Here is a 16,414-nt window from a genome sequence, read left to right as displayed (position 1 = left end):
CTGCTTGTGAGCTGTTGCGCTCCTTGCTTTTTCTAAGATAAATCTAATAAAGAAGCTGCCCCTGAAGATGAAGATCTTCAAGGAGCAGCTTCTATTTATGAATGCGGGGTAAGCACAGGTCAGGCCCGTTTAACTTGCGGTGTGCGGGCTGCGGGCGCGGTCTCGGGATTCTTGTCCTTGGACGGGGATGTCCGCTTAATAAAGAGCGACAGCAGCAGCGCGGCAAGAAGCAGCACGACGGAAACCATAAAAGAATCGTTAATGCCGTGAACCGTCGCCTGAGGCGTTACCTCGGCAGCAAGCTGCTGCAGCTGTTCTCCGGTAGGCTGAGCCGGAAGACCGGCTGCCGCCTCAGAAACCATGCTCTCTACATACGATTTCGTGCGGGTCGTCATGATCGTGACGAGCAGCGAGGTGCCGATGGCTCCGGACACCTGGGAGAGGGTGCTGTTCATTGCCGTGCCGTGAGGCGTATAGCGCATCGGCAGCTGATTCAGCCCGTTTGTCATAATGGGCATCATAACCATCGACATCCCGAACATCCGCAGTGTATAAATGACGATCAGCGTAGAGTACGCCGTGGACAGCGTCAGCTGGCTGAACATGTAGCTCGTAACTACGGAGATCGCAAGGCCGGTAAAAACGAGCAGCTTCGCTCCGAATTTATCAAACAGCTTGCCGGTAATGGGAGACATAATCCCCATGACGATGGCGCCGGGCAGCAGCAGCAGGCCGGAGTCCAGCGGTGAAATACCGCGGATGGTCTGCAGGTAGATCGGCATGAGCAGCATCGCTGAGAACATGGCCATATTCATCATGATCGAAATGACGGACGACAAGGCAAACATTGGATACCGGTAGACCCTGAAATCGAGCATTGGCTTCTCCAGCTTGAACTGGCGGACAATAAATAGAAGCAGGCCGATGAAGCCGGCAGCAAGCGTATAGTACACGATGATATTGTCCCAGCCGCCCAGATCGGTGTTGCCGGCTGTACTGAAGCCGTATAGAATGCCGCCAAAGCCAATGCTGGATAAAGCGATGGAGAGGGAATCCAGGTGAATAGCCACACTCTCTTTATGGTCCCGCAGCTTGATGAAGCCGAACAGAAGCACGAGCAGTGCAATCGGCCAGATCAGGTGGAACAGCATATCCCAGCGGTCATAGCGCTCGATAATAAAGCCGGACAGCGTGGGGCCGATGGCCGGGGCAAAGATCATCACGAGCCCGAACATGCCCATGGCACCGCCGCGTTTTTCCACGGGGAAGCTGGTGAGCATGACGTTCATGAGCAGGGGCATCATAATGGCCGAGCCGGAGGCCTGAATCATTCGTCCCGTGAGCAGAATGCCAAAGCTGGGGGCAAAGCCGCCCAGCATCGTCCCGAGCGTGAACAGGGTCATGGCGGTCAGAAACAATCCCCGGACCGAGAACCGCTGGATGAGAAAAGCGGTGGTAGGGATCATAATGCCATTGACCAGCATATATCCGGTCGTCAGCCACTGTACCGTAGACGGGCTGGACAGCTCGAAATAATTCATGATCGACGGCAGGGCGATATTTAGCAGCGTATTGCTCAGCAGAGAGACAAAGGCGCCTGCCAGCAAAATACCAATGATCAGATAAACAGACCTTGGAATCGCCGGTGTCTGTTTATGGGTGTCTTCCATGATACTTCCTCCAGTCCTTGAATAACGTACTCTTTGACAAAAAAATAATAAACAAACTGTTTATTATTGATCGTGGAGTCTATTATAATATACCCATATTGCAATGCAACCGACAATATCAGTGCATCTGTCATGTTATGGACACGACACCCGCTTTTGTCTAATAAAGGGGCCTTAGAGTATATTAAAATGTTGACATAAGGGGGAGCTATGAAAGAGCCTGGACTGGATCGGAGAATTGTGAAGACGAAGAAAGCGCTTCGTGACGCCCTGACTTCTTTAATGAAAGAGAAAACGTTCGATGAAATCACGGTGCTGGATCTGACGACAAGGGCAGATATTAACCGGGGTACGTTTTACCTCCATTATCGGGACAAGTATGATTTGCTTCAGCAAAGCGAGGAGGAGATTCTGAACGGAGTGCTCAAAATCCGCAGCGAGAAGAAGAAGCGGATTACGAAGGAAGAGCTGCCGAATTTCGATTATATGAACAAGCCGCTGCCGCTGGTAGAGGAGCTGTTTAAATATTTGCAGGAGAATGGAGAGTTTGTAGCGCTGCTGCTGGGTCCCGGCGGTAATCCGGCGTTTCATGTCAAGCTGAAGGAGATTATGCAGCGCACCATGGCTCAGAGTGTTCTGTCCCGGCTGGCAGAAGATCGGGAGGAGCTGATTGTACCCATGGAATACTTGTCGGCTTATGCAATCTCCGCGCAGCTCGGGGTGATCCAGCACTGGCTTCATGAAGGCATGAAGGAATCGCCACGGCAGGTGTCGTTGATCTTGTCGCGCCTGATCTTCAGCAATCCGTTTACCTTATATAAGGATCAGGCCCCCGAGAAGAGGAAGAAGCCGGGGGATTGAGGGTCAACAACCTTCCAGCACGGGGTAATGAAGAGCATGGTCTTCGTCTGCTTGTGGATGACTGAAATGGTATGCTCCCGTCCACACTAAAGGCTGAAGGCTGACCATTCGGCATAGCAAAAAGCAAAATAAAAAAGGAGATGATGGTATTACATGACGATATCTATTGGGCTGATCGCTTCCATCATCGGAATTAATGTAGTGTATGTGTCTATTTTTACGCTTCGTCTGATTTTGATGATCAAAAACCGCAGAGCGCTCGCCTCCTTCTTGTCAATGGCGGAGGTGTTCGTCTATCTGATGGGTCTGAATCTGGTGCTGCAGAACCTGGACAATCCGTTTAATATGGCGGCGTACTGTCTCGGCTTCGGTCTCGGGGTATATCTGGGCAGCCGGATCGAGGAGTACCTGGCGCTGGGATATCTGGTCGTTCAGGTCATTGTGGATTCGCTGGAGCTGGATCTGGCCGCTGAGCTGCGGGACAAGGGCTATGGGGTCACCTCCTGGACGGCGGACGGCAAGGAGGGCAAGCGGCTGGTGCTGCAGGTGCTGGTGAAGCGCAGCAATGAGCGGCGGCTGATGGATACCCTCAAGAAGCTGTCTCCGCATGCGTTTATTATTTCCCACGAGCCCAAGAATTTTAAAGGCGGCTTCTGGGTCAAGCTAACGGAAGGCCGGCGCTTCTAAGAAGGAGCGCTGCGGCAAGAGTGGAGAGGATGAAGTAACGTGGCGAAGGGGAAATTTTATGTTGTCTGGGTGGGAGCGAGGCCCGGTATTTATACCAGCTGGGCTGAATGTCAGCAGCAGGTGAATCATTCGGCGGGTGCGAAGTACAAGGCGTTCGCCACCCGCGCTGAAGCAGAGCAGGCTTATGCCGCCGGATGGAAGGGCTATTGGGGACAATCCGGCAGTGCTCCGAAGAAGAAAGCAGCGGAATCCGGGAAAAAGGGGACCGAAGGCTCGCCGCCTGGCAGCCTGGAGGAGATTGACTATGACAGCATCTCGGTGGATGTGGGCACCCGTGGGAATCCGGGACCGGTGGAGTACAAAGGAGTGGACACCCGGACGGGCAGCATCATCTTCTCCAAGGGACCCATTGCAAAGGGGACGAACAATCTGGGGGAGTTCCTGGCCATCGTCCACGCGCTGGCCTATCTTCATCAGCTGGGGGACAGCCGGAGTATCTACAGCGATTCCGCGAATGCGCTGAAGTGGGTCAAGCAGAAGAAGGTGTCCTCCACCCTGCCGCGCGATTCCTCCACCACGGAAATCTGGGAGCTGATCGACCGCGCGGAAGCCTGGCTGAGGACGCATACGTACAGCAATAAGGTGCTGAAATGGCAGACCCGGGAGTGGGGCGAAATCAAAGCAGACTACGGGAGAAAGTAAGGGCAGCCGTTCCTCTGGAGCAAGTTGTACATAGACCGGGGAGTATGTTATGATTTTCGCGAATTTTGGAGACAAGTGAAACTTTAAAAATAGATAAGGAGTGGGTTCCCCATGAATTTGGCCAGCATGATTGATCATACCGCATTGAAGGCGGATACCGTTCAAGCAGACATTATGAAACTGGCAGAGGAGGCGAAGCAATACGGCTTTGCTTCTGTCTGCGTGAATCCGGCCTGGGTCAAGGTGGCAGCGGCGGAGTTGAAGGGTAGTGAGGTCAAGGTATGCACCGTCATCGGATTTCCGCTCGGGTCGTCGACCTCCGCAGTTAAGGCTTTTGAGACTGCGACAGCGATTGAGGAAGGGGCAGCCGAAGTGGATATGGTGCTCAATATCGGCGCTCTGAAGTCGGGCCACAAGGAGCTGGTGCTTCAGGATATTCAGGCCGTCGTCAATGCGGCTGCAGGCCGGGCGCTGGTGAAGGTCATTATTGAAACCTGCCTGCTGAGTGAAGAAGAAAAGGTCATGGCGTGTGAACTGGCCGTGCAAGGAGGCGCTGATTTCGTCAAGACCTCCACGGGCTTCTCTACCGGAGGCGCAACCGTAGAGGATGTGTCCTTGATGCGCAGAACGGTTGGGGACCGAGTCGGTGTGAAGGCCTCCGGCGGCGTTCGGAGCCTGGCTGATATGCAGGCCATGATTCAGGCAGGGGCAACGCGGATCGGCGCCAGCTCCGGCGTTAAGATTATGGAAGGCGAGCAGTCAGAAGGCAATTATTAATCCTGCTGTAATGCTGTGAAGGAGGGGAAAGAATGAACCGAGAAGAGCTGATTCGGCAAGCATTGGAGGCCCGCAAGCAGGCTTATGTGCCGTATTCTCAATTTCGTGTTGGTGCAGCCGTGCTGGCCGGCGGAAAGGTATACCAGGGCTGTAATGTAGAAAACGCAGCCTACGGCTTAACGAACTGTGCTGAACGGACCGCCATATTTAAGATGGTTTCCGAAGGCCATCAGAAGATTGAGGCCATTGCCGTCGTAGCCGATACAGAAGGCCCCGTGTCTCCCTGCGGCGCATGCCGTCAGGTGCTTGCAGAGTTTTGTGACCCGGATACGGTCATCTATTTGAGCAACCTGCACGGTAATACAGAGGAGTGGACGATGGAGCGTCTGCTGCCAGGTGCATTTAGTGCCAAGGATATGGAATAAGGAAGGAGAAGGAGCTATGAGTACTCATATTGGAGCGAAACCGGGCGACATTGCAGAATCTATTCTGCTGCCGGGAGATCCCCTGCGGGCCCAGTTTATTGCCAAGACCTATCTGGAGGATGTTGTCTGTTATAACGAGGTTCGCGGCATGCTCGGCTTTACAGGAACCTATAAAGGCAAGCGTGTATCGGTTCAAGGGACCGGTATGGGAGTGCCATCCATCGGCATCTATGTGAATGAGCTGATCTCTGAATACGGCGTCAAGAACCTGTTCCGCGTCGGTACCTGCGGTGCGATGCAGGAGGATGTCCGGGTCCGTGACGTCATTCTCGCCCAAGCGGCTTGCACCGATTCCGGTATGAACCGGCATCATTTTCAAGGCTATGACTATTCTCCGATTGCGAGCTTCCCGCTGCTGAAGTCTGCCTACGACCGGGGTATTGAGAAGGGGCTGCAGCTTCGTGTAGGGAATGTCTTCACGTCGGATATCTTTTATCGTGAGGACAAAAGCGCCGTGCAGAAGCTGATGGATCATGGCGTGCTTGCAGTAGAAATGGAAACGACAGCGCTCTATACGATCGCTGCGCGTAAAGGCGTGCAGGCGCTGACCATTCTGACGGTCAGTGATCATCTGCTGACAGGTCAGGAGACCAGTGCTGAAGAGCGCCAGTCCACCTTCAATGACATGATGGAGGTTGCGCTGGACACAGCCGTGACCGTTTAACCCCCAGACATCAAGCGGTGAGGAGTGTACGCGATGAGAATGGTTGATATAATCGCCAGGAAGCGTGACGGCAAGGAGCTGACCTCTGAAGAGATTCAGTTTTTTATTGAGGGGTATACGCAAGGAAAGATTCCGGATTACCAGGCCAGTGCGCTGGCTATGGCCATTTATTTTCAGGATATGAGTGAGCAGGAGCGGGCTGACCTGACCATGGCAATGGTGAATTCGGGCGAGACGATTGATCTCTCTGCCATTGAAGGGATCAAGGTAGATAAGCACTCCACAGGCGGTGTCGGCGATACGACGACTCTCGTGCTGGCTCCGCTCGTGGCCGCTCTGGATGTTCCGGTTGCCAAAATGTCCGGTCGCGGTCTGGGACATACCGGCGGCACGATTGATAAGCTGGAATCCATTGCAGGCTTCGACGTTGAGATCAGCAAGGAGCAGTTTGTAGATCTGGTCAATCGTCAGAAGATTGCGGTCATTGGACAGACCGGCAATTTGACGCCGGCGGACAAGAAGCTGTATGCGCTGCGCGATGTAACGGCTACAGTCAACTCCATTCCGTTGATTGCCAGCTCGATTATGAGCAAGAAGATCGCAGCAGGCTCTGACGCCATTGTGCTGGATGTGAAGACCGGTGCAGGCGCATTTATGAAGACTCCGGAGGATGCCCGCGAGCTTGCTCAGGCTATGGTACGCATCGGAAACCGTGTCGGGCGCAAGACGATGGCAGTGATCTCGGATATGAGCCAGCCGCTGGGCCAGGCAATCGGTAATGCCCTGGAGGTGCAGGAGGCGATAGATACGCTGCGCGGTCGGGGACCGAAGGATCTGGAGGAGCTGTGTCTCGCTCTAGGCCGGCAAATGGTGTTTTTGGCTGGCAAGGCGTCCTCTCTGGAGGAAGCGGAGGAGAAGCTGCGAGAGGCTATAAGTAACGGCAAAGCACTGCAGAAGTTTAAGGAATTCATAGCCAATCAGGGTGGAGATGCCTCCGTTGTTGATCATCCGGAGCGGCTGCCGCAGGCCCCATTCCACATCGAGGTGCCGGCGAGAGCATCCGGCAAGGTGACAGAGATGGTGGCTGACGAAATCGGCACGGCAGCGATGCTGCTGGGAGCGGGACGTGCAACCAAGGAATCTGAGATTGACTTGGCGGTAGGCCTGATGCTGAACAAGAAGATCGGAGATACGGTGAAGCAGGGCGAGTCACTGGCCACCATCCATGCGAACACGGAGCAGGTGGACGACGTGATTCAGAAGCTCTACGCCAGTATTACGATTGCAGCAGAGGGAAAGGCTCCGGCACTGGTGCTGGATATCGTGACGGGTTAAGCATTATAAATAAGAGGCTTCCTCCATATGCTGGGCTGGCTTTACCGCCGCTATTTTGCCAAGCAGGGAGGGGGCTTTTTTTGTATAAATTATCTGGATTGGTCATATTTCAGGTCAGGGCCTCATAGATTGCTAATGGGGAAACGACTGGGCTGTAAAAGAACCCGGGAGAGAAGAGCCGTCTGGAAGAGCCATCCTTAGGAAACAAGGAGGCGGACGGTATGACTTTGGATCAGCTGATTGCATTGCTGGCACTCATTGTGATGATCATCGGACTGGCAGTAAACAAAGGGAAGTCTTAAGGGACAGAGCACCGCTTAAAGTGGGATTATGACATGCAGAACAGAGTTTGCGCCATGGTGAAGTGACCGCCTTTCGCAGTATAGTTAAAGCAAATAAAAGCGCTATCACAGGAGGAACCAAGCATGTCAAAAATTACTTTTATCGGTGCGGGCAGCACCGTGTTCGTTAAGAATATTCTGGGTGACGTTCTGACAACCCCTGCACTGCAGGGCTTCGAGCTGGCTCTGTATGATATCGACGAGGAGCGTCTTCGCGACTCGGAGCGTCTGCTTGAGAGCATCAAGAACACCCTGGGAAGCACCTGCACCGTCAAGGCTTACCTGGACCGCAAGCAAGCACTCAGCGGTGCCAAGTATGTCATTAATGCCATCCAGGTTGGCGGCTATGATCCTTGTACAATTACGGACTTTGAGATTCCGAAGAAATACGGCCTGCGTCAAACGATTGCAGATACGCTGGGCATTGGCGGAATTTTCCGGAACCTGCGCACCATCCCGGTGATGCTGGATTTCGCCCGTGATATCCAGGAGGTATGCCCGGACGCCCTGTTCCTGAATTACACCAATCCTATGTCCGTGCTGACAAGCGTAATGAACACTGCTGGCGGTGTAAACACCGTAGGTCTGTGCCATAGTGTTCAGGTCTGTGTGTCCCGTCTGTTTAAAGCGCTGGATATGGACGCTACCGGTGTTCAATCCAAAATTGCCGGCATCAACCATATGGCCTGGCTGCTGGAGGTTAAGAAGGACGGAGTTGACCTGTATCCGGAGATCAAGCGCCGCGCTGCCGAGAAGCAGAAGGAAAAGCATGAGGATATGGTCCGCTTCGAGCTGATGCAGAAGTTTGGATATTATGTAACAGAATCCTCCGAGCATAACGCAGAATACCATCCATACTTCATCAAGCGCAATTACCCGGAGCTGATCGAAAGATTCAACATTCCGCTTGACGAGTATCCGCGCCGCTGTGTGGACCAGATCAACGGCTGGAAGGATATGCGCGAGAAGCTGTTCGCGAGCGAAAGCATCGAGCACGAGCGTTCCTACGAGTACGCATCGTTCATTATGGAAGCGATCGAAACGAATGTTCCGTTCAAAATCGGCGGCAACGTCATGAACACCGGCCTGATTACAAACCTGCCGAAGGAAGCCTGTGTCGAGGTTCCGTGCCTGGTGGATGCTTCCGGCGTAACGCCGACCTACGTAGGCGACCTGCCGCCGCAGCTGGCTGCGCTGAACCGCACAAACATCAATACACAGCTGCTGACGATTGAAGCGGCGTTGACCGGACGTAAGGAGCATATCTACCATGCTGCAATGCTGGATCCGCATACGGCAGCAGAGCTGTCGATGGACGACATCACGGCACTGTGTGACGATCTGATCGAGGCTCATGGCGACTGGCTTCCAAAGTTCAAATAAGTAATAGGAAAAATATCTCTTTGCTCCTCCATGGAGCCATGCTATAATGCTTGTAATTCGTAAAGGGGAGTAGCTCTAGCAATAAAGTCGTCATTCCGTGACACCTCCGGTGTCTCCGGCTTTATTGGCAGCATTACGCTGTAAGCGAGACCTTTGCCGATATTCATCGGTAAAGGTCTTTTTCCCTTCATCTATTTGTGGGTAAATACCTTTACCGCCGGATTTTTCGGGGTAAGGGTATTTTTTATATCGCCATAAGGTACCCTGAACAATACGGATCACTAACCGGAAGGGAACGATGGATGTGGACACGGGATTGTTATTAGAGTATGGATGGGTATTGCTGGTGTTGATTGGCCTAGAGGGCATTCTGGCGGCGGATAATGCGCTCGTTATGTCGATCATGGTCAAGCATTTGCCGGAGGAGAAGCGCAAGAAGGCGCTGTTTTACGGCCTGGCAGGTGCGTTTGTGTTTCGGTTTGTTTCCTTATTCATTATTTCTTATCTGGCGGATGTCTGGTATGTCCAGGCACTGGGCGCCGTCTACCTGCTGTATATCAGCATTAACCACATCGTGAAGCAGCTATTTGTCAAAAAGAAGGTCCACGAGCAGAAGGCAGCCAACAAAGAGGAGAATTTCTGGGTCACGGTGCTTAAAGTGGAGCTGGCGGACATCGCGTTTGCTGTCGATGCGATTCTGGCGGCTGTAGCGCTGGCATTGACGCTTCCGGCGACCGGACTTCCGGCGATTGGCGGAATGGACGGAGGGCAGTTCCTGGTGATCTTGACCGGCGGAATCATCGGCTTGATTATTATGCGGTTTGCAGCTTCCAAATTCGTCAATTTGCTGGTTCGGAAGCCGGGTCTTGAAACAGCCGCGTTTCTGATCGTGGGCTGGGTCGGCATCAAGCTGGCCATCTACACGCTGGCTCATCCCGAGATTGGCATCATTGACAAGAGCTTTCCGAAAAGCACGGGCTGGAAGCTGATCTTCTGGGGCGTTCTGATTCTGATTGCGGTTCTCGGCTGGTTCCTCTCCAAGGACAAATCGGAAATGACCGACGCGGAGAAAAAAGAGCTCATGCATGAATAAGCCTTCGTTGTTGCTGAATGGGCCTCATCTTGTGTTCGCAGCCTGCCAAGAGTAGAATAAAATGATTACGGGTATGCTGGATGAGTGAATAAAGGAGCGCTATCATGATTATTATCAAAACGGAAGAAGAAATTGCAAAGATGAAGAAAGCCGGCGAGCTGCTGGCGGAGTGCCACCGTCAGATCGGGGCGATGATCAAGCCGGGGGTTACGACGGCAGAGATTGACCGTTTCGTTGAGAAATTCCTGGAGCAGAACGGGGCTCACCCGGAGCAAAAAGGCTACCATGGCTATCCTTATGCAACCTGTGCATCGGTGAACGATGTCATCTGCCACGGCTTTCCTAAGGAGGAGCCGCTGAACGACGGAGATATTGTCACCATTGATATGGTCGTTCGTCTGGACGGCTGGCTTGCGGATTCCGCCTGGTCTTATCCGGTAGGCACCATTTCACAGGAAGCTGCACATTTGCTGGAGGTCACTCGCAAATCGCTGTATCTGGGCATTGAGCAGGCAGTGGTCGGCAACCGCATCGGCGATATCTCACACGCGATTCAGCAATATGCCGAAGGGGAGAACCTCTCGGTTGTCCGTCATTTTGTCGGCCATGCGATCGGCCAGCAAATGCACGAGGAGCCGCAGGTTCCGCATTATGGACCTCCGCACCGTGGACCGCGCCTGAAGGAGGGCATGGTCATTACGATCGAGCCAATGCTCAATATCGGCACCTTCAACGTCAAGATTGACGAGGACGGCTGGACAGCCCGGACGGCGGATGGCAAGCTTTCGGCACAATATGAGCACACAATCGCCATCACCAAGAACGGGCCTGTGATTTTGACCGAACAGCAGTAATTGTAAGAATTCACCCTGTCCCGTATAATAGAGAAATCATTTTTGTATACAGGAAGGGATATGGTTCATCATGACAGTAAAGAAAGCACTCACGGTCGCAGGCTCGGATACTAGCGGCGGCGCCGGAATTCAGGCCGATCTCAAGACTTTTCAGGAATTCGACGTCTACGGTATGACGGCTCTGACCACCATCGTGTGCATGGAGCCGGGAACGTGGAATCATCAGGTATTTCCGGTGGATCTGCACATTCTGGAGACGCAGCTGAAGACGGTCATTGAAGGCATCGGCTTTGACGCAATGAAGACCGGCATGCTGGGCTCGGTGGATATGATTGAGCTGGTGTCGAAATATATAGATCAGTACAGCCTGACCTCGGTCGTCATTGACCCGGTTATGGTATGTAAAGGTACCGATGAGGTTCTGCAGCCAGAGAATACGGAAGCCATGATTGAGTTTCTCCTTCCCCGGGCAGATCTCGTCACGCCGAATCTGTTCGAAGCCTCCCAGCTCGCTAAATCCGGTCCGATTCGGACGGTAGAGCAGATGCAGGAAGCCGCGGCCATCATTCATGACAAGGGCGCGAAGCATGTGCTGATCAAGGACAGAGGCCGGATTGTAGAGGGCAAAGCGATGGACCTGCTGTATGACGGCAAGGAATATCAGTGGTTCCAGTCGCCAGCCATAGAGACGGCATACACACACGGTGCAGGCTGCACCTCCTCCGCTGCGGTGACGGCGAATCTGGCTCATGGACATTCCATGGCCGACTCCATTGCACGCGCCAAGGCGTTCGTAACGGAAGCGATTGCCAACGGATTTCAGCTGAATGAATTTGTTGGGCCGACGCGCCATTCGGCACATCGCACACAGCGTTAATCAACCTGCTCGCCTTTAGGCGGCCAGACAGACAGGGGCTGTCTCTTTAGATCTTTGGATCTTGAGGGACAGTCCTTTTTGCTAATAAATTCGACAATTAATCTTAAATCCGAACGGTTTTCCGGTTTTTTGCAGGGGGGAATGTGATATACTCAATGAGTAAGGGTCTGGTAAGGCAGAAAATGTTTAGGGGTTGAGTTATGTTTCAGGACGTAATGGATTTTTTGATGAAGTTTGGTCCATGGGGGTTATTTATTCATTCCTTCCTTGATGCGGTTATATTTCCGGTTCCCGCGTTTTTTCTGCAGGTATCCCTTAGTATACTTCATCCATCGTCAGCCCTGTGGCTGGCTACGGCCGGCTTTATCGGCTGTCTGCTGGGAACGCCCGTCGGCTATCTCATCGGCAAGCTGCTCGGTAAATCGGTGCTTTACAAGATTCTGAAGAAAGAATGGATTGACGCGGCCACGGATCGTTTTCAGAAAAGTGGGGAAGCGGCCATTCTGGTAGGCTCCTTTACGCCCATTCCCTTTAAAGTGTTTACGATTTTGTCCGGATGCTTGAATTTTCCACTGTGGCGCCTGATGGCGTACGCCGCTCTGGGGAGAGCGACTAAATTCTACGTCGTCGGAATCCTGTTCTATTATTACGGGAGAAGCGCCGAGAATATGGTGGAGAATGTATCCTTGTATATTTTTGTTATCGCTGTGCCGCTGCTCCTGCTTGTTATGTTTCTGGTTCGCAGACGTAAAAGAAAGCGGGAAGCAGCCCGCCTGGAAGCAGCCCGCCTGGAGGCGGAGCAGCAGTCTGCAATGAAGGTGCTTCCGGAGACTCAAACCCCCTCGGCGTAGCCAGGGGATTACGGCACCCGGAAACCATATGATGGAGGCCATCCTCACAAGATCCAGGATCTTGCGAAGGTGGCCTCGTTTATTGTTGTGAGAGGCTCCGCGTACGAAACGTTCCTCCCCTTGCTCAAGAGATCCCAACAAACAGATAACAATAAGAAACCGCTCTTTGTTAAATGGAAGTGACGAAGCCACCATTTAAAAAGGAGCGGTTTCATGTGTACATACACTTAGACGTGAGAAAGGTACGTGCTGTCAATTCCAAGGGTGAGTGAGCCGGACTGTTTCAAGCGCTCTCATTGGGGTATTGATTAAGGGGAGAGGACTCGGCTCAGTCCTCGAATCATCTTCAACCGGCGCCTACTTGCAGGCGCTTGGCCGGCTCTCCAGGCTCAGAGGAGATATAAGCCGGTGCAGGGTACGGCAGTGATTCTGCCGGGAAACGGTCTAGGTAGTGGTCCAGCGATCCCTGATAGACCTCCTCCAGCTGCTCGGAGTGGGAGAAATCACAGGGAGTAACCAGATGAGGCGGCTTGCCTACAGGATGCAGGCCTGCCTGCTCCAGAATGCTGGCCACAAAATAAGAGCAGAAATACGCATCCGCCCGGTCAATGCGGACCCGGAACAGCATCCCCATCATGCCCAGCAGATCGTATTTATAGCGATCCCGATCGTTCATCATCTGCTGAACCTGATGAACCATAAGCTTATACTTATCATGGCTGACTTCCATCCGATAAATCGCGCAATGGGAGGCGTAGAAGAAAGGGGCCCGCAGATTCTCGCGGACCAGTCCGCCGCTGAATGGATTGCTGACATCCTTTCGGCCGAAGCTGTAAACCTCCTGCAGCTGGCCGTCAAATGAAATGGATGCATGGTTGAGCGGGGCATTCGTAAAGCATTGTATAATCCGGCTTAACCAGGTTCCCGTGCCTGTAAGCACGATCCAAATATGTTGTTTTGTATCCATACTCGCAGACTCCTTTTAACGGTGGTGCTTGTTGATACAGCATGCTGCCCGTGCGTTCTTCCTCCACAATAAACGAAATCCCCAGGTTGTTCAAGGTAAAATAAACCCATTTTTTTCAAATCGGTCTCTAGACGTAGCTCTTCTCCGCCTGCCGCCGCAGGGGATGTGACAGCATCTCTGAGAATATGACAGCATCAGATAGGAACTGGTTAAATTCACCAACATAGAAGGAAAAACACCACGCTGCCTCGAATTTATGTAGAATGATTGTACAACGCAAGAATGGAGGAGCGTCGGGCTATGGCAGATGATGAACGTCTATGGAATAGGATGCTGCTGCATGCAATGGAAAGCTCGCCGATCGGTAGTGCATTTCTCAAGCCGGATGGCCGCATACAATATATGAATGGCGCTGCTTGCGCCATGCTGGGCTATGAACCCGAGGAGTTGATGAATCGTCCTTATGGGGACGTATTTCATCCAGAGGATGCTTTTATTAACCCAGTAAACAGGGCGGAATGGACTCGAAAAGGCCAGGGAAGCTTCGAAACTGAAATTCGGTTGCTGCATAAGCACGGCCATATTATCTGGGTGTCTGTGTCATGGTCTGCCATGATGAGTGAAGAGGAGCTTCCGGCTGGCTATGTCGTACATATCCAGGACCTCACCGAGCAGAAAAGAGCGAGTGATTATGCGGAGTCGATGATGATTCAGTCGGACAAGCTTTCCATCGCGGGACAGCTGGCTGCCGGTATTGCGCATGAGATCCGCAACCCTATGACCTCGATTAAGGGCTTTATCCAGCTGCTGCGCAGCGGCTTTGGAAGTAAAGAGCAGTATTATGAAATTATTTCTTCCGAGATCGAACGCATCGAGCTGATCCTTGGAGAACTGCTCATCCTGGCTAAGCCCCAGGGCATCAAGTTCGAGCGAAGGAACATTCGGGTGCTACTCAGCCAGGTGATTACGTTACTGAATACGCAGGCCATACTGAATAACGTCGAGATTCAAACGGATTTTCGGGATCAGGACATGGATGTAGAGTGCGATGAGAACCAAATGAAGCAGGTGTTTATTAATTTTATCAAGAACGCAGTTGAGGCGATGCCGGGCGGGGGGATGATCACAATCTCTACCCGCAGCCTGGAGGGTGAGCTGTTGATCGACATTACCGATGAGGGAAGCGGCATGCCGGAGGATATTTTGTCCCGTCTGGGAGAGCCGTTCTACACGACGAAGGAGAAGGGAACGGGGCTCGGGTTTATGATCAGCAAGAAGATGATTGAAGAGCACCGGGGAACGGTTGAGGTCAAGAGCAAGCCGGAGCAGGGCACAACGGTCCGGGTGATGCTGCCCGCAGTTTATAATGCTGCCGCGATTTAAAGAGTTTATCACTCTATGAGGAGGAATGCATGGGAGAGCGGCTTTCGTAACAAGCTACCAATAGAAGCAAGGAGGTCATATAATGAATCGTACTCAGCTATTGAGAAATCCGAAGCAGCGTAAGCTGCTGTTCAGTGCCGGAATCAGCTGGATGTTTGATGCCATGGATGTCGGCATGATCTCCTTCGTGGTTGCTGCACTGGCAAAGGAATGGAGCCTGGGCTCTCAGGAGGTGGGGCTGCTCGCCAGCAGCACCTCCATCGGTATGGTGTTCGGCGCCTTGCTGGCAGGGATGCTGGCAGACCGGTACGGACGGAAAAATCTGCTGCTCTGGACCCTCATCATCTTCTCGGCTGCGAGCGGCTTATCGGCGCTGGCGACCGGCTTCGCGGTCCTCTGTATCCTTCGCTTTGTCGCGGGCATTGGACTGGGCGGTGAGCTTCCGGTGGCAGCAACGCTCGTTTCGGAGAGCATGCCGGTAGAGGACCGGGGGAGATCGGTGGTGCTTCTGGAAAGCTTTTGGGCGGCAGGCTGGATTCTGTCTGCGCTGATCGCTTATTTTATTATCCCGGATTACGGGTGGCGGATGGCTTTCGTCATTGGAGCGCTTCCCGCTTTCTATGCGCTGTATCTAAGGCGGGCAATTGAGGATTCTCCGCGGTATGTGAAACAGAAGGCGGCGCGGAGGCTGAGTCTGTCAGAGCGTATTTCCTCTGTTTGGTCGAGCGAGCACCGGAAGACCACACTGATGCTGTGGGTCTTGTGGTTTACAGTCGTCTTTTCTTATTACGGCATGTTCCTGTGGCTGCCTACCGTGATGGTGGATAAGGGCTTCAGTCTGGTGAAAAGCTTTCAGTATGTGCTGATCATGACACTCGCTCAGCTGCCAGGATATTTCACGGCTGCTTACTTGATTGAGAAGTTTGGCCGCAAATTTGTACTCGTCACCTATCTCGTGTTCACAGCCTTAAGCGCAGTGTGGTTCGGCTATGCCACCTCTGTAGGAATGCTTCTTGCTGCCGGCATCTGCTTGTCCTTCTTCAATCTGGGCGCCTGGGGCGGACTGTACGCGTACAGCCCGGAGCTCTATCCCACGAGAATGCGCTCCACCGGCGTAGGCCTGGCGACGTCCTTCGGACGTATTGGCGGTGTCATTGCACCGCTGCTCGTCGGTGTATTGAAAGAGAACGGCACCAGCATCTCCAGCATCTTTCTGCTGTTCTTTGTAACCATTCTGATCGGGGCGGCGGCTGTCCTGGTCTGGGGCCGGGAGACCAAGGGACTGGAGCTGGCGGATTAATAGGTGATCGCCCATCATTCTTGAAGAAGGCGGGCCATAGAACAAAATAAAGACATGGCGGTGACGGGATAACTTCCCTGACTCCACCATGTCTTTATTTTTTTGTTTCCTGTTTCACTCCAGGGACCTGCCTCGTTAAACAGTCAAATCAGCATCGCTGCTCAATCGTTGCCAAGCCAAGCGC

General features: G+C 52.9%; 16 protein-coding genes. 14 read left to right on the top strand and 2 right to left on the bottom strand.

The annotated features are described in order from the left end of the window. Positions 1–119: 119 nt before the first annotated feature. Positions 120–1,670, bottom strand: coding sequence for a DHA2 family efflux MFS transporter permease subunit (locus E6C60_RS17750; protein WP_138227040.1), 1,551 nt, complete (start codon positions 1,668–1,670; stop codon positions 120–122). A gap of 210 nt (positions 1,671–1,880) precedes the next feature. Between E6C60_RS17750 and E6C60_RS17745 the strand changes: the two genes are divergently transcribed. From E6C60_RS17745 to E6C60_RS17690, 12 genes are all read left to right on the top strand, one after another. Continuing rightward, complete coding sequence (locus tag E6C60_RS17745) at positions 1,881–2,531, top strand: TetR/AcrR family transcriptional regulator (RefSeq protein ID WP_138227039.1); 651 nt, start codon at positions 1,881–1,883, stop codon at positions 2,529–2,531. 153 nt (positions 2,532–2,684) lie between these two features. Further along, complete coding sequence (locus E6C60_RS17740) at positions 2,685–3,218, top strand: DUF2179 domain-containing protein (RefSeq protein ID WP_138227038.1); 534 nt, start codon at positions 2,685–2,687, stop codon at positions 3,216–3,218. A 39-nt stretch (positions 3,219–3,257) separates the two neighbouring features. Further along, a complete protein-coding gene (gene rnhA / locus E6C60_RS17735) occupies positions 3,258–3,920 on the top strand; it encodes a ribonuclease H (protein WP_138227037.1) in 663 nt (220 codons plus the stop codon). A 111-nt stretch (positions 3,921–4,031) separates the two neighbouring features. Beyond that, a complete protein-coding gene (gene deoC / locus E6C60_RS17730) occupies positions 4,032–4,697 on the top strand; it encodes a deoxyribose-phosphate aldolase (protein ID WP_138227036.1) in 666 nt (221 codons plus the stop codon). 32 nt (positions 4,698–4,729) lie between these two features. Further along, positions 4,730–5,122 carry a cytidine deaminase gene (locus E6C60_RS17725; protein ID WP_138227035.1) on the top strand — a complete coding sequence of 131 codons (393 nt, stop codon included), beginning with the start codon at positions 4,730–4,732 and terminating at the stop codon, positions 5,120–5,122. Between the two features lie 16 nt (positions 5,123–5,138). Further along, positions 5,139–5,846, top strand: coding sequence for a purine-nucleoside phosphorylase (gene deoD, locus E6C60_RS17720; protein ID WP_138227034.1), 708 nt, complete (start codon positions 5,139–5,141; stop codon positions 5,844–5,846). Positions 5,847–5,879: 33 nt separating this feature from the next. Then, complete coding sequence (locus E6C60_RS17715; protein ID WP_138227033.1) at positions 5,880–7,181, top strand: pyrimidine-nucleoside phosphorylase; 1,302 nt, start codon at positions 5,880–5,882, stop codon at positions 7,179–7,181. A gap of 425 nt (positions 7,182–7,606) precedes the next feature. Beyond that, positions 7,607–8,905 carry an alpha-glucosidase/alpha-galactosidase gene (gene melA, locus E6C60_RS17710; RefSeq protein ID WP_138227032.1) on the top strand — a complete coding sequence of 433 codons (1,299 nt, stop codon included), beginning with the start codon at positions 7,607–7,609 and terminating at the stop codon, positions 8,903–8,905. Positions 8,906–9,209: 304 nt separating this feature from the next. Then, positions 9,210–9,998, top strand: a complete 789-nt coding sequence (locus tag E6C60_RS17705; RefSeq protein WP_138227884.1) for a TerC family protein — start codon at positions 9,210–9,212, stop codon at positions 9,996–9,998. Between the two features lie 104 nt (positions 9,999–10,102). Then, positions 10,103–10,852 (top strand): type I methionyl aminopeptidase, encoded by a 750-nt coding sequence (gene map / locus E6C60_RS17700; protein ID WP_138227031.1) that lies wholly within the window; start codon positions 10,103–10,105, stop codon positions 10,850–10,852. Positions 10,853–10,922: 70 nt separating this feature from the next. Beyond that, positions 10,923–11,729, top strand: coding sequence for a bifunctional hydroxymethylpyrimidine kinase/phosphomethylpyrimidine kinase (thiD, locus tag E6C60_RS17695; RefSeq protein ID WP_138227030.1), 807 nt, complete (start codon positions 10,923–10,925; stop codon positions 11,727–11,729). A 200-nt stretch (positions 11,730–11,929) separates the two neighbouring features. Next, positions 11,930–12,580 (top strand): YqaA family protein, encoded by a 651-nt coding sequence (locus tag E6C60_RS17690; RefSeq protein WP_138227029.1) that lies wholly within the window; start codon positions 11,930–11,932, stop codon positions 12,578–12,580. Between the two features lie 346 nt (positions 12,581–12,926). On the opposite strand, the gene E6C60_RS17685 is transcribed toward E6C60_RS17690, so the two are convergent. After that, positions 12,927–13,547 carry a hypothetical protein gene (locus E6C60_RS17685; RefSeq protein ID WP_175415349.1) on the bottom strand — a complete coding sequence of 207 codons (621 nt, stop codon included), beginning with the start codon at positions 13,545–13,547 and terminating at the stop codon, positions 12,927–12,929. 300 nt (positions 13,548–13,847) lie between these two features. Between E6C60_RS17685 and E6C60_RS17680 the strand changes: the two genes are divergently transcribed. Both E6C60_RS17680 and E6C60_RS17675 read left to right on the top strand, forming a co-directional pair. Then, positions 13,848–14,930 carry an ATP-binding protein gene (locus E6C60_RS17680; RefSeq protein ID WP_138227028.1) on the top strand — a complete coding sequence of 361 codons (1,083 nt, stop codon included), beginning with the start codon at positions 13,848–13,850 and terminating at the stop codon, positions 14,928–14,930. Between the two features lie 82 nt (positions 14,931–15,012). Then, entirely contained in the window at positions 15,013–16,230 is a 1,218-nt protein-coding gene (locus E6C60_RS17675; protein ID WP_138227027.1) for an MFS transporter, read from the top strand. Positions 16,231–16,414 lie beyond the last annotated feature (184 nt).

The sequence above is a fragment of the Paenibacillus algicola genome (assembly GCF_005577435.1).
GTDB lineage: Bacteria > Bacillota > Bacilli > Paenibacillales > Paenibacillaceae > Paenibacillus_AQ > Paenibacillus_AQ algicola.
The sequence above is the reverse complement of the archived record's forward strand: the minus strand, read 5'-3'. Positions and strand labels throughout refer to the sequence as shown.

Excerpts from the sequence above, each read along its gene's own strand:
- E6C60_RS17690 (WP_138227029.1), top strand. The coding sequence starts at position 11,930 with ATGTTTCAGGACGTAATGGATTTTTTGATGAAGTTTGGTCCATGGGGG.
- map (WP_138227031.1), top strand. The coding sequence starts at position 10,103 with ATGATTATTATCAAAACGGAAGAAGAAATTGCAAAGATGAAGAAAGCC.
- E6C60_RS17715 (WP_138227033.1), top strand. The coding sequence starts at position 5,880 with ATGAGAATGGTTGATATAATCGCCAGGAAGCGTGACGGCAAGGAGCTG.
- melA (WP_138227032.1), top strand. The coding sequence starts at position 7,607 with ATGTCAAAAATTACTTTTATCGGTGCGGGCAGCACCGTGTTCGTTAAG.
- deoD (WP_138227034.1), top strand. The coding sequence starts at position 5,139 with ATGAGTACTCATATTGGAGCGAAACCGGGCGACATTGCAGAATCTATT.
- E6C60_RS17675 (WP_138227027.1), top strand. The coding sequence starts at position 15,013 with ATGAATCGTACTCAGCTATTGAGAAATCCGAAGCAGCGTAAGCTGCTG.
- thiD (WP_138227030.1), top strand. The coding sequence starts at position 10,923 with ATGACAGTAAAGAAAGCACTCACGGTCGCAGGCTCGGATACTAGCGGC.
- deoC (WP_138227036.1), top strand. The coding sequence starts at position 4,032 with ATGAATTTGGCCAGCATGATTGATCATACCGCATTGAAGGCGGATACC.
- E6C60_RS17750 (WP_138227040.1), bottom strand. The coding sequence starts at position 1,670 with ATGGAAGACACCCATAAACAGACACCGGCGATTCCAAGGTCTGTTTAT.
- E6C60_RS17685 (WP_175415349.1), bottom strand. The coding sequence starts at position 13,547 with ATGGATACAAAACAACATATTTGGATCGTGCTTACAGGCACGGGAACC.
- E6C60_RS17745 (WP_138227039.1), top strand. The coding sequence starts at position 1,881 with ATGAAAGAGCCTGGACTGGATCGGAGAATTGTGAAGACGAAGAAAGCG.
- E6C60_RS17740 (WP_138227038.1), top strand. The coding sequence starts at position 2,685 with ATGACGATATCTATTGGGCTGATCGCTTCCATCATCGGAATTAATGTA.
- E6C60_RS17725 (WP_138227035.1), top strand. The coding sequence starts at position 4,730 with ATGAACCGAGAAGAGCTGATTCGGCAAGCATTGGAGGCCCGCAAGCAG.
- E6C60_RS17680 (WP_138227028.1), top strand. The coding sequence starts at position 13,848 with ATGGCAGATGATGAACGTCTATGGAATAGGATGCTGCTGCATGCAATG.